The organism is Pseudomonas sp. GL93, assembly GCF_003408955.1.
Classification (GTDB): domain Bacteria; phylum Pseudomonadota; class Gammaproteobacteria; order Pseudomonadales; family Pseudomonadaceae; genus Aquipseudomonas; species Aquipseudomonas paracarnis.
Genome location: NZ_NKRF01000097.1, coordinates 81,218 through 94,060 on the forward strand (window position 1 = coordinate 81,218; position 12,843 = coordinate 94,060).

Below are 12,843 nucleotides of genomic sequence, written 5' to 3' on the forward strand. Positions count from 1 at the left end.
CAAAAAGGCCGCGATCTTTTGGATCGCGGCCTTTTTTTCGGCTTGGTTTTTGTGGTGTTTTAGCGGGCCTCTTCGCGGGCAAGCCCGCTCCCACAGTTGACCGAGTTTCCCTGTAGGGATGCGGTCGAATGTGGGAGCGGGCTTGCCCGCGATAGCCGCGCCTCGGTTTATTTACCGAGTGGAATCTTAGGCGCCCAGGTCAGCCATTCATCCTCAAATTTGTCGAACAACGGGAACGTCTGCTGCGGCCGTGCCGGGTTGCCCATGCGCTCGCCATCCGGCGTGGCAAAGGCGATCCCGCCGGCCACCAGCGTCTCCAGGGACTCGGTACGCACGGTCGCGCCCTTGAACAAACCGAAGTCGAGGCCAAAGCCGCTGGTGTTCCAGAAGCGGCTGCCACTGCGTACCAGAGGCGCGTACTTGGGCTCGATCAGGATGTGCACCAACACACGGTCAGCGGTCTGGCCCAGCTCGTAGCCGGTGACTTTGCCGACCGTCACTTCACGGTAAGTGACCGGTACCCCTTCCTTCAGCGAACCCCGGCGGGCGGCGCTGAGTGTGAGGCTCAGGCCCGCTTCCTGATGCACAGCTTCGGGCGGCTGGGCCAGGGCGACAAAGCTCTTCTGCGGGCCGGCGTTTTTCACGGCCGGTTGCACTTCGATGTATTGGCCGGTGACCAGGGTCTCCAGGTTAGCCGTCTTCATCAGTCCCAGTTCCGGCTTGACCACCCAGAACTGACTGCCCGTACGCGCGATGCGGTCCGCGACCTGAGTGATACGCGCCTTGAGCAGCACCGACTGCATGTCGGCACTGAGGTCGACACTCTCGATCTTGCCCACATCCAACCCCTTGAAGCGCACCGGCGTGCCGGCGCTCAGGCCGTCGGCGCGGTCGACTTTGATGGTCACCAGGGTGCCGTGCTGGTTGGCGGCATCACGGTCGGCGTACAGGCGGAAGCGCGGGATACGATGTTTCAATGGCACGTTCGGTTCCGGCGTTTCGAAGGCGATACCACCCGCCATCAGGCTGGCCAGGGACTCGCTTTTGACCTGGATACCGCCGGTGAGCCCGCCCGTGAGAGTGACGCCACTGGCATTCCAGAAGCGCGTCGAGCCGTTGACCAGGCTTTCATATTCCTTCTCGATATGAACGCCGATCACCAGTTGTTTTTTCTTGCGTGAAAACTGGTAGCTCTGCACCGAACCGACTTTGACCTGCTTGTACAGAATCGGGCTGCCGACATCCAACGAGCCCAGGCTGTCGGTGAGCAGCACCATGTGCAGGCCCGGGGAACGCAGGTCCAAAGGCGGGGCCTTGGCGCGGGCTACGTATTCGCGTTGTGGCGGAGTGCCTTTATCGCCTGGGCGAATCGCGATGTAGTTGCCCTTGACCAAGGCCTCCAGGCCGGTGATGCCTGCCAGGGAGATGGACGGTTTGACCACCCAGAATTGCGTGTCCTCGACCAGGTAATCTTCGGCCAATGGATCGAGGGTCAGCTCGGCGCTGGCGCTGGACAGGTCCGGGTCGATCTTCAGGGTTTTCAGGCTGCCGACCTGGATGCCTTTGTACATGACCGGCGTACGCCCGGCTTGCAGGCCTTCAAAGTCGGTGAGTTTGACCTTGACCTTGATCCCCGCTGCGGCGGCGTCAAAATCTTCGTATAGACGGAAAGGCAGGCTCGGATCGGTGGGCGGGCTGTCTTTGCGGTTTTCCGGAGTGGCGAAGGCGATACCCCCGGCGACAATGCTGGAGAGGGATTCGCTGCGCACTTTCAAGCCGGAAAGATTGGCGTCGATACTGATGCCGCTGGCATTCCAGAAACGCGTGTGTTTGCGCACCAGGTTGGCGTAGGTCGGCTCGATATAGACCTTGACCTCGACGGTGCTCTGGTCTTCAGACAGCAGGTAGCTTTTAACCTGGCCGACCTGAATCTGCTTGTAGAACACCGGGCTGCCACGGTTCAGCGAGCCCAGACGATCGGCCTTGAGGGTCAGGTGCAAGCCGGGCTTGGCGTCGGATAACGGCGGCTCTTCGGAGAGCGCCTTGAACTTGCGCGTGGGCTCGCCATCACCGGGGCTGGCGGCAATGTAGTTACCTGAGACCAGGGTTTCCAGGCCGGTGATGCCGGCAAGGCTGACGCTGGGCTTGACCAACCAGAAGCGGGTGTTGGTCTTGAGATACTGCTCAACGTCCTTGTTCATCTCGATGGTGGCGATCACCCCCCGATTGCTGCCCTCGTCATCCAGGGCCAGGGTTTTGACCTTACCCACGGTCATGCCTTTGTAGACCACTTCAGTCTTGTTGACCTGAATGCCTTCACCGCTCTCAAAGCGAACTTGAATCTCGATACCTTGTTGGGAATAGGCACGCCACCCCAGCCAGCCACCGATGATCAGGGCAATCAGGGGCAACACCCAAATGGCCGACCAGTTAGAGGCTGGGCGGGTTTTAGCTTTAGGCAAATCACTCATGGTCGTCGTCCGACTCCGTGTTATCCCAAATCAGTCGGGGATCGAAAGTTACTGCGGCAAGCATCGTCAAGATCACCACACTGGCGAACGCTGCAGCGCCGAGGTTGGCCTCGACACTGGCGAGCCGCCCAAAATTAACGACCGCCACCAGGATGGCGATCACGAAGATATCCAGCATGGACCAACGCCCAATGAACTCGATAAAGCGATACATCACAATGCGTTGTTGCGCGGACAGCGGTTGGTGACGCTGCACCGAGAACAGCAGCAGGCCAATGCCGACCAACTTGAAGGTCGGTACCAGGATACTGGCGATGAACACCACGGCAGCGATAGGAAACATCCCGTGCTGCACCAGCTGGATGACACCCGACATGATGGTGCTGGGGTCGCCTTGGCCGAGGGAGTTGACCGTCATAATGGGTAACAGGTTAGCGGGGATATACAGGATCGCCGCGGTGATCAACAGCGCCCAGGTGCGTGTGAGGCTATTAGGGCGACGGGCATGGATCAACGCGCCGCAACGGGTACAGAGTTGCTCCTCGCTATCCGCTTCCTGCTTGTTCAACTCATGGCATTCAGTACAAATCAGAATGCCTGCATCAATCGCCCGCATGGTCATCCTCTCCTGACAGCGCTTGCCAGATCTGATGGGGCGACATCACCACCTCAAGCAGAACCTGGACCATTAATAGACTGACGAAACAGACCAGACCCAGGCCAATGGTGATGGAGGCCATATCGGCGAGCTTTACGATCGCCACCAGCACACCCATCAAGTAGACCTCCAACATCCCCCAATCCTTCATGTGGTGGTAGATGCGGTAAAGCAGCAGCCCGTAGTTGCGACCGATGTTCCAGCGAATACTGAGCAGCACCGCCAGTTGGCAGAGCAACTTGAGCAAGGGGATGCCCATGCTGCACAGGAACACTACGGCAGCAACGCCCTGCATACCGGTATCGAAAAGGCCGACGACGCCGCTCCAAACGGTGTCCTCCGAAGACTGCCCGAGTAGATTGAGCTGCATGATGGGCAAAAAGTTCGCGGGGACGTACAGCAGCAGGGCTGCCAGCACCAAGGCGAGGCTGCGCTCGACCACATTGTGACGGTGAGCGTATAGCTCGTAACCACAACGTGGGCATTGGGCTTTTTCGCCCAGGGCGAGCGTTGGTTTGCGCATCAGCAAGTCGCACTCATGGCATGCCACCAGATCGTCCAGCGGTAAATCCGACACCTCGCGGGCATCAACCGGATCGGGCATAGATAGGGCTCTGACTCTAAAAATGGTTAGGTGGCTATTCTAGTGGTGTCGCTCAGAAATAACTGTGCAAATTTGTCGGGGCAGTCAGGTGGGGTTTGGCGGACACAGGGCGAACAAGTGTACGGGGGCAAGGTGGACACTTTTCGAGCGCCCAAAACAAAACCCCAATTGCTTTCGCAATTGGGGTTTCGGAATTTAATCTTGACGATGACCTACTCTCACATGGGGAAACCCCACACTACCATCGGCGATGCATCGTTTCACTGCTGAGTTCGGGATGGGATCAGGTGGTTCCAATGCTCTATGGTCGTCAAGAAATTCGGGTACTGAGTCGTGGCCAGGTGGCCTCGCTTCAGCAAATTGGGTATGTGACAGCTGTCGGTGTTTTGTGAGCGTCGAACTTTCGGTTCATCTTCGTCTTCACACACCGCAATCTGATGCTCTTTCGAGTAGTCAAATTGCTTGGGTGTTATATGGTCAAGCCTCACGGGCAATTAGTATTGGTTAGCTCAACGCCTCACAGCGCTTACACACCCAACCTATCAACGTCGTAGTCTTCGACGGCCCTTCAGGGAACTCAAGGTTCCAGTGAGATCTCATCTTGAGGCTAGTTTCCCGCTTAGATGCTTTCAGCGGTTATCTATTCCGAACATAGCTACCCGGCAATGCCACTGGCGTGACAACCGGAACACCAGAGGTTCGTCCACTCCGGTCCTCTCGTACTAGGAGCAGCCCCTCTCAAATCTCAAACGTCCACGGCAGATAGGGACCGAACTGTCTCACGACGTTCTAAACCCAGCTCGCGTACCACTTTAAATGGCGAACAGCCATACCCTTGGGACCGGCTTCAGCCCCAGGATGTGATGAGCCGACATCGAGGTGCCAAACACCGCCGTCGATATGAACTCTTGGGCGGTATCAGCCTGTTATCCCCGGAGTACCTTTTATCCGTTGAGCGATGGCCCTTCCATACAGAACCACCGGATCACTAAGACCTACTTTCGTACCTGCTAGACGTGTCTGTCTCGCAGTCAAGCGCGCTTTTGCCTTTATACTCTACGACCGATTTCCGACCGGTCTGAGCGCACCTTCGTACTCCTCCGTTACTCTTTAGGAGGAGACCGCCCCAGTCAAACTACCCACCATACACTGTCCTCGATCCGGATAACGGACCTGAGTTAGAACCTCAAAGTTGCCAGGGTGGTATTTCAAGGTTGGCTCCACGCAGACTGGCGTCCACGCTTCAAAGCCTCCCACCTATCCTACACAAGCAAATTCAAAGTCCAGTGCAAAGCTATAGTAAAGGTTCACGGGGTCTTTCCGTCTAGCCGCGGATACACTGCATCTTCACAGCGATTTCAATTTCACTGAGTCTCGGGTGGAGACAGCGCCGCCATCGTTACGCCATTCGTGCAGGTCGGAACTTACCCGACAAGGAATTTCGCTACCTTAGGACCGTTATAGTTACGGCCGCCGTTTACCGGGGCTTCGATCAAGAGCTTCGCGTTAGCTAACCCCATCAATTAACCTTCCGGCACCGGGCAGGCGTCACACCCTATACGTCCACTTTCGTGTTTGCAGAGTGCTGTGTTTTTAATAAACAGTCGCAGCGGCCTGGTATCTTCGACCGGCATGAGCTTACGGAGCAAGTCCTTCACCCTCACCGGCGCACCTTCTCCCGAAGTTACGGTGCCATTTTGCCTAGTTCCTTCACCCGAGTTCTCTCAAGCGCCTTGGTATTCTCTACCCAACCACCTGTGTCGGTTTGGGGTACGGTTCCTGGTTACCTGAAGCTTAGAAGCTTTTCTTGGAAGCATGGCATCAACCACTTCGTTACCTAAAAGGTAACTCGTCATCAGCTCTCGGCCTTAGAATCCCGGATTTACCTAAGATTCCAGCCTACCACCTTAAACTTGGACAACCAACGCCAAGCTGGCCTAGCCTTCTCCGTCCCTCCATCGCAATAACCAGAAGTACAGGAATATTAACCTGTTTTCCATCGACTACGCTTTTCAGCCTCGCCTTAGGGACCGACTAACCCTGCGTCGATTAACGTTGCGCAGGAAACCTTGGTCTTTCGGCGTGGGTGTTTTTCACACCCATTATCGTTACTCATGTCAGCATTCGCACTTCTGATACCTCCAGCAAGCTTCTCAACTCACCTTCACAGGCTTACAGAACGCTCCTCTACCGCATCACTTACGTGATACCCGTAGCTTCGGTGTATGGTTTGAGCCCCGTTACATCTTCCGCGCAGGCCGACTCGACTAGTGAGCTATTACGCTTTCTTTAAAGGGTGGCTGCTTCTAAGCCAACCTCCTAGCTGTCTAAGCCTTCCCACATCGTTTCCCACTTAACCATAACTTTGGGACCTTAGCTGACGGTCTGGGTTGTTTCCCTTTTCACGACGGACGTTAGCACCCGCCGTGTGTCTCCCATGCTCGGCACTTGTAGGTATTCGGAGTTTGCATCGGTTTGGTAAGTCGGGATGACCCCCTAGCCGAAACAGTGCTCTACCCCCTACAGTGATACATGAGGCGCTACCTAAATAGCTTTCGAGGAGAACCAGCTATCTCCGAGCTTGATTAGCCTTTCACTCCGATCCACAGGTCATCCGCTAACTTTTCAACGGTAGTCGGTTCGGTCCTCCAGTTAGTGTTACCCAACCTTCAACCTGCCCATGGATAGATCGCCCGGTTTCGGGTCTATTCCCAGCGACTAGACGCCCTATTAAGACTCGCTTTCGCTACGCCTCCCCTATTCGGTTAAGCTCGCCACTGAAAATAAGTCGCTGACCCATTATACAAAAGGTACGCAGTCACCCAACAAAGTGGGCTCCCACTGCTTGTACGCATACGGTTTCAGGATCTATTTCACTCCCCTCTCCGGGGTTCTTTTCGCCTTTCCCTCACGGTACTAGTTCACTATCGGTCAGTCAGTAGTATTTAGCCTTGGAGGATGGTCCCCCCATATTCAGACAAAGTTTCTCGTGCTCCGTCCTACTCGATTTCATGACTAAGAGATTTTCGCGTACAGGGCTATCACCCACTATGGCCGCACTTTCCAGAGCGTTCCGCTAATCTCAAAGCCACTTAAGGGCTAGTCCCCGTTCGCTCGCCACTACTAAGGGAATCTCGGTTGATTTCTTTTCCTCAGGGTACTTAGATGTTTCAGTTCCCCTGGTTCGCCTCTTGCACCTATGTATTCAGTACAAGATAACCATCTTATGATGGCTGGGTTCCCCCATTCAGACATCTCCGGATCAAAGTCTGTTTGCCGACTCCCCGAAGCTTTTCGCAGGCTACCACGTCTTTCATCGCCTCTGACTGCCAAGGCATCCACCGTATGCGCTTCTTCACTTGACCATATAACCCCAAGCAATCTGGTTATACTGTGAAGACGACATTCGCCGAAAATTCGAATTTCTCGATTAAGAGAACTCACAAATTTTACCTTAGCCTGATCCGTTACCAGTGAAAGTAACGTTCAGTCTATCTTTCTATCACATACCCAAATTTTTAAAGAACGAACTAGTCAAAGACTAGAAATCAACATTCACCATCACATGATGGAATGCTCATTTCTAAGCTTTATACAAACAGAAGCAGTAGTGGTGGAGCCAAACGGGATCGAACCGTTGACCTCCTGCGTGCAAGGCAGGCGCTCTCCCAGCTGAGCTATGGCCCCGTATTTCTACAGGCGTTTCCCACACAAAATTGGTGGGTCTGGGCAGATTCGAACTGCCGACCTCACCCTTATCAGGGGTGCGCTCTAACCAACTGAGCTACAGACCCAATTTCGGGCTGCTTCTTTCGTCTTCTTCAATGAATCAAGCAATTCGTGTGGGAACTTATGGAGCAGCTGATGTCGTCGATTAAGGAGGTGATCCAGCCGCAGGTTCCCCTACGGCTACCTTGTTACGACTTCACCCCAGTCATGAATCACACCGTGGTAACCGTCCTCCCGAAGGTTAGACTAGCTACTTCTGGTGCAACCCACTCCCATGGTGTGACGGGCGGTGTGTACAAGGCCCGGGAACGTATTCACCGCGACATTCTGATTCGCGATTACTAGCGATTCCGACTTCACGCAGTCGAGTTGCAGACTGCGATCCGGACTACGATCGGTTTTATGGGATTAGCTCCACCTCGCGGCTTGGCAACCCTCTGTACCGACCATTGTAGCACGTGTGTAGCCCAGGCCGTAAGGGCCATGATGACTTGACGTCATCCCCACCTTCCTCCGGTTTGTCACCGGCAGTCTCCTTAGAGTGCCCACCATTACGTGCTGGTAACTAAGGACAAGGGTTGCGCTCGTTACGGGACTTAACCCAACATCTCACGACACGAGCTGACGACAGCCATGCAGCACCTGTCTCAATGCTCCCGAAGGCACCAATCTATCTCTAGAAAGTTCATTGGATGTCAAGGCCTGGTAAGGTTCTTCGCGTTGCTTCGAATTAAACCACATGCTCCACCGCTTGTGCGGGCCCCCGTCAATTCATTTGAGTTTTAACCTTGCGGCCGTACTCCCCAGGCGGTCAACTTAATGCGTTAGCTGCGCCACTAAAAGCTCAAGGCTTCCAACGGCTAGTTGACATCGTTTACGGCGTGGACTACCAGGGTATCTAATCCTGTTTGCTCCCCACGCTTTCGCACCTCAGTGTCAGTATTAGTCCAGGTGGTCGCCTTCGCCACTGGTGTTCCTTCCTATATCTACGCATTTCACCGCTACACAGGAAATTCCACCACCCTCTACCATACTCTAGTCAGTCAGTTTTGAATGCAGTTCCCAGGTTGAGCCCGGGGATTTCACATCCAACTTAACAAACCACCTACGCGCGCTTTACGCCCAGTAATTCCGATTAACGCTTGCACCCTCTGTATTACCGCGGCTGCTGGCACAGAGTTAGCCGGTGCTTATTCTGTCGGTAACGTCAAAATTGCAGAGTATTAATCTACAACCCTTCCTCCCAACTTAAAGTGCTTTACAATCCGAAGACCTTCTTCACACACGCGGCATGGCTGGATCAGGCTTTCGCCCATTGTCCAATATTCCCCACTGCTGCCTCCCGTAGGAGTCTGGACCGTGTCTCAGTTCCAGTGTGACTGATCATCCTCTCAGACCAGTTACGGATCGTCGCCTTGGTGAGCCATTACCTCACCAACTAGCTAATCCGACCTAGGCTCATCTGATAGCGCAAGGCCCGAAGGTCCCCTGCTTTCTCCCGTAGGACGTATGCGGTATTAGCGTCCGTTTCCGAACGTTATCCCCCACTACCAGGCAGATTCCTAGGCATTACTCACCCGTCCGCCGCTCTCAAGAGAAGCAAGCTTCTCTCTACCGCTCGACTTGCATGTGTTAGGCCTGCCGCCAGCGTTCAATCTGAGCCATGATCAAACTCTTCAGTTCAAACATCTTTGGGTTTTTAAGAAACCCTAAACTTGGCTCAGCAATCGTTGGTTACATCTTTGATTTCTCGCGGAGTAACTTGTGATGCTGATAATCTTGTTGACTATCAGTCTGACTCCACAAGCACCCACACGAATTGCTTGATTCAGTTGTTAAAGAGCGGTTGGTTAAGATCTTTCGTCTCAACCGAGGCGCGCATTCTACAGCAGCCTCATTTGCTGTCAAGTGGTTATTTTCAGAAGTTTTCGAAGATTTCTTCAACAACTTCAACCACTTGCGCTTGCGATCTCTCGTAAGCGGGAGGCGAATTCTACAGCGTTACACGCTGCTGTCAACACCTCTTTTTCAACTTCCTTTTGGCTTCGATGAACTGAAGCAACTTGCTGCCAGAAACTTCGTAACTCATTGTTTACCAAGGAGTTTTCCGTTTCGACTGCGCCGGAAGTGGGGCGAATTATAGGCCTCCAGAATCTGCCGTCAACCCATTATTCGGTTTTTCTATCAAAAACCTCAAAAGCCCGACATTTCCACTATATAGATAGCTATGAGTCAGTACTTGAGCAATATATTGCTCATTTGCTGACAGTTAAGCATCATAGCGCCACGTATTTATCGATCATGACTTCGGAAGAACTCCCGCAATGACCCCCCCTCCTCGTAGCCTGGCATCCGCATTGTTTCCGATCGGCCTGCTATTGATCGCCATGGCGTCCATCCAATCCGGTGCGTCATTGGCCAAAAGCATGTTTCCTATTGTTGGCGCACAAGGCACCACTGCTCTGCGTTTGATTTTCGCCAGTGTGATCATGCTGGTGCTATTACGCCCATGGCGCGCCACGCTGACGGCCAAGTCCTTGCGCACGGTGATCATTTACGGGATGGCGCTGGGCGGCATGAACTTCCTCTTCTATATGTCCCTTCGCACCGTACCGCTGGGGATTGCAGTAGCACTCGAATTCACAGGCCCGCTTGCCGTCGCTATCTATGCCTCGCGCAGAGCTGTCGACTTCCTGTGGATTGCCCTGGCGATCATCGGCCTGCTGCTGTTAATTCCGATGGGCGAGGCCAGTAGCGGTATCGACTGGGTCGGCGCGGCTTACGCACTGGGCGCAGGTGGATGCTGGGCCCTCTATATTTTGTTCGGCCAAAAGGCTGGGAACGACAATGGTGTTCAGACCGCCGCACTCGGCGTGATAATTGCCGCCCTGTTCGTCGCACCGATCGGCATAGTGCATGCGGGCGCCGCACTGCTGACTCCCGCCCTGATCCCTATCGCCATTGGCGTCGCGATTCTGTCCACCGCCTTGCCCTACACCTTGGAGATGGTCGCGCTGACTCGCCTGCCCGCCCGCACGTTCGGTACGCTGATGAGTATCGAACCGGCGTTCGGTGCCCTCTCCGGCCTGCTCTTCCTGCACGAGCATCTTTCTCTCGCCCAATGGTTGGCCATCACCTGCATTATCCTGGCTTCTGTGGGTGCCACGTTGACGATGCGCAACGAATCCAAACCACTGGTGCCCGCCGACTGATCATCTTTAAAGCCAGCGCTGGTATTTGCCGCTCATTTAGGCCATGTTTAGGCCGTAATCGAATGTCATTCATGGAGAATTTCGACACGGACAGCATGAACGCTTCGCCCGAGAGCGAGTAAAGCGGCTCTGTTCTTTGCAGGGCGGCTATTAAGGATGGGAATGAAACGAATTTTGATACTGTTGCTGGTTGTGGGCATCGCTGGCTGTGCTGCAACCACAAAAACAGAAGTGAAACGGGGTAAGAAAGGGCTGCATATCAACTGTTCAGGCCTGTCCTCCTCGTGGGACCAGTGCTACACCAGTGCAGCCAACTCATGCGGTGCCAAGGGCTACCGGGTGATAGCCAAATCCGGCGATAACTCCGAAGAGCCTGGGGACTACCCCTTCGGCCTCAACCCTGCTGGCTATACCAGCCGCAGTATGATCGTCATCTGCAAATAGCTGCCCGAGCAGTCTTTCCTGACTGCTCATCTTAAATTCCGGCCGGTTGCGGCACGAAGGCTAAACTCCTGCTCGACCATCGAGCCAATGGAGTTCCCATGCCGCACAACAAGAAAATCGTATTAGTAGTGGGTGCCGGTGACGCGACCGGCGGCGCCATAGCCAAACGCTTTGCCCGCGAAGGCTACATCGCCTGCGTCACCCGTCGCAGCGCCGACAAACTGCAGCCCCTGGTAGACAGCATTCAGTTGGCGGGCGGTGAAGCCCATGGTTTTGCCTGTGATGCACGTAAAGAAGAGGACGTGATCGCAATGGTCGAGCAAATCGAAACCGAGCTGGGGCCTATTGAAGCGTTCGTCTTCAACATCGGCGCCAATGTGCCTTGCAGCATTCTGGAAGAAACCGCACGCAAGTACTTCAAGATCTGGGAGATGGCGTGCTTCTCCGGCTTCCTGAACGCACGGGAAGTCGCCAAGCGCATGGTCACGCGTAACCGCGGCACTATCCTGTTCACCGGAGCCACCGCCGGCTTGCGCGGAAGCGCGGGGTTTGCCGCCTTTGCTGGCGCCAAGCATGGGATACGCGCCCTGGCACAAAGCATGGCGCGGGAGTTAGGCCCGATGAACATCCATGTCGCCCATGTGGTGGTGGACGGTGCCATCGATACCGACTTCATCCGCGAGAACTTCCCGCAAAAATACGCCCTCAAGGATCAGGACGCCCTCCTCAACCCTGACCATATTGCCGACAACTACTGGTTCCTGCATCGCCAGCCACGGGACGCCTGGACGTTCGAACTGGATCTGCGCCCCTGGAACGAAACCTGGTGACTCCCTCTATAACAATAAGCAGTGAGTACAGACCATGAGTAAAACCCTGGAGTTCTTCTTTGATCTCGGCAGCCCCGCCACTTACCTGGCCTATACCCAGTTGCCGGCGCTGTGCGCCAAAACCGGCGCACAGGTGGTGTATCAACCGATGCTGTTGGGCGGTGTATTCAAGGCCACGGGCAATGCCTCGCCGATCATGGTGCCCGCCAAGGGTCGCTACATGCTCGATGACCTGGCGCGTTACGCCAAACGCTACAACGTGCCGCTCAGGTTCAACCCGCACTTTCCCATCAATACCTTGGTGCTGATGCGCGCCGTCACCGGCATTCAAACCCACCAGCCTGAGCGCTTCCTCGACTTCATCGACTGCCTGTTCCGTGCACTCTGGGTGGAAGGCCGTCACCTGGGCGACCCAGAGGTGGTAGCCAATGTGCTCACCGAACAGGGGTTCGATCCCGAGCAGGTACTGGCCCTGTCCAATGATGCAGCCGTCAAGGACGCGCTCAAGGACAAAACCGAACAAGCCATTAAGCGCGGCGTGTTCGGCGCTCCCAGTTTCTTTGTAGGAAACCAGCTGTTCTTCGGCCAGGACCGTCTGGACTTTGTGCGTGAAGCGCTCAGCTAGATATCGATTGCAGCCGGCAATGCCTTGGCTGCAACCGATCAAATCGCCGCAGTGCGCACCTGCAACCACTCAAGCGCTGCACCATTGAGCAGCGGGCTCAAACGCTCACGCACCTGGGCGTGATACGCGTTGAACCATTCACGCTCATCCGCCGTCAGCAACGACGGCTCCAGGCAGCGGGTATCAATCGGGCACAGGGTAAGGGTTTCGAACTTGAGGAATTCGCCAAACTCGGTCTTGCCCGCGTCACGGTTCAACACCAGGTTCGAA

General features: G+C 55.0%; 8 protein-coding genes, 2 tRNA genes and 3 rRNA genes. 4 read left to right on the plus strand and 9 right to left on the minus strand.

What is annotated here, in order from left to right:
• Positions 1-167: 167 nt before the first annotated feature.
• The 8 genes from CER19_RS22850 to CER19_RS22885 form a co-directional block, all read right to left on the minus strand.
• Positions 168-2,471: a PqiB family protein gene (locus CER19_RS22850; protein WP_116668089.1), complete on the minus strand. Its 2,304-nt coding sequence runs from the start codon at positions 2,469-2,471 to the stop codon at positions 168-170.
• On the minus strand, positions 2,464-3,087 hold the full coding sequence (locus CER19_RS22855) for a paraquat-inducible protein A (protein WP_073523816.1): 624 nt from the start codon (positions 3,085-3,087) through the stop codon (positions 2,464-2,466). Before CER19_RS22855 ends, CER19_RS22850 begins: the two co-directional genes overlap by 8 nt.
• The gene (locus CER19_RS22860; protein WP_056787042.1) at positions 3,074-3,733 is read right to left on the minus strand and encodes a paraquat-inducible protein A; all 660 of its coding nucleotides are present in this window, start codon (positions 3,731-3,733) and stop codon (positions 3,074-3,076) included. The genes CER19_RS22855 and CER19_RS22860 overlap by 14 nt, the downstream gene beginning before the upstream one ends.
• Positions 3,734-3,932: 199 nt before the next feature.
• Positions 3,933-4,048: ribosomal RNA gene (rrf, locus tag CER19_RS22865) — 5S ribosomal RNA — on the minus strand.
• A gap of 158 nt (positions 4,049-4,206) precedes the next feature.
• A 23S ribosomal RNA gene (locus CER19_RS22870) occupies positions 4,207-7,098 on the minus strand.
• Between the two features lie 246 nt (positions 7,099-7,344).
• Positions 7,345-7,420, minus strand: a tRNA-Ala gene (locus CER19_RS22875).
• A 30-nt stretch (positions 7,421-7,450) separates the two neighbouring features.
• Positions 7,451-7,527: transfer RNA gene (locus tag CER19_RS22880), tRNA-Ile, on the minus strand.
• Between the two features lie 81 nt (positions 7,528-7,608).
• Positions 7,609-9,145 (minus strand): 16S ribosomal RNA (locus CER19_RS22885).
• Together the 16S, 23S and 5S rRNA genes with 2 tRNA genes alongside form the textbook arrangement of a ribosomal RNA operon.
• Positions 9,146-9,786: 641 nt before the next feature.
• Between CER19_RS22885 and rhtA the strand changes: the two genes are divergently transcribed.
• The 4 genes from rhtA to CER19_RS22910 all read left to right on the plus strand — a co-directional run bounded on the left by rhtA (position 9,787) and on the right by CER19_RS22910 (position 12,573).
• The gene (rhtA, locus tag CER19_RS22895) at positions 9,787-10,674 is read left to right on the plus strand and encodes a threonine/homoserine exporter RhtA (protein WP_116668090.1); all 888 of its coding nucleotides are present in this window, start codon (positions 9,787-9,789) and stop codon (positions 10,672-10,674) included.
• A 162-nt stretch (positions 10,675-10,836) separates the two neighbouring features.
• Positions 10,837-11,118, plus strand: coding sequence for a hypothetical protein (locus tag CER19_RS22900; RefSeq protein WP_003190182.1), 282 nt, complete (start codon positions 10,837-10,839; stop codon positions 11,116-11,118).
• 98 nt (positions 11,119-11,216) lie between these two features.
• Complete coding sequence (locus CER19_RS22905; RefSeq protein ID WP_116668091.1) at positions 11,217-11,948, plus strand: SDR family oxidoreductase; 732 nt, start codon at positions 11,217-11,219, stop codon at positions 11,946-11,948.
• 34 nt (positions 11,949-11,982) lie between these two features.
• Positions 11,983-12,573, plus strand: coding sequence for a 2-hydroxychromene-2-carboxylate isomerase (locus CER19_RS22910; RefSeq protein ID WP_116668092.1), 591 nt, complete (start codon positions 11,983-11,985; stop codon positions 12,571-12,573).
• A 38-nt stretch (positions 12,574-12,611) separates the two neighbouring features.
• Here the strand turns inward: CER19_RS22910 and CER19_RS22915 are convergent.
• Positions 12,612-12,843 (minus strand): M24 family metallopeptidase C-terminal domain-containing protein (locus CER19_RS22915; RefSeq protein ID WP_178088120.1); only part of this gene is annotated, 232 nt, incomplete at its 5' end.

Coding starts and splice junctions, on each gene's coding strand:
- CER19_RS22850 (WP_116668089.1), bottom strand. CDS start 2,471: ATGAGTGATTTGCCTAAAGCTAAAACCCGCCCAGCCTCTAACTGGTCG.
- CER19_RS22855 (WP_073523816.1), bottom strand. CDS start 3,087: ATGCGGGCGATTGATGCAGGCATTCTGATTTGTACTGAATGCCATGAG.
- CER19_RS22860 (WP_056787042.1), bottom strand. CDS start 3,733: ATGCCCGATCCGGTTGATGCCCGCGAGGTGTCGGATTTACCGCTGGAC.
- rhtA (WP_116668090.1), top strand. CDS start 9,787: ATGACCCCCCCTCCTCGTAGCCTGGCATCCGCATTGTTTCCGATCGGC.
- CER19_RS22900 (WP_003190182.1), top strand. CDS start 10,837: ATGAAACGAATTTTGATACTGTTGCTGGTTGTGGGCATCGCTGGCTGT.
- CER19_RS22905 (WP_116668091.1), top strand. CDS start 11,217: ATGCCGCACAACAAGAAAATCGTATTAGTAGTGGGTGCCGGTGACGCG.
- CER19_RS22910 (WP_116668092.1), top strand. CDS start 11,983: ATGAGTAAAACCCTGGAGTTCTTCTTTGATCTCGGCAGCCCCGCCACT.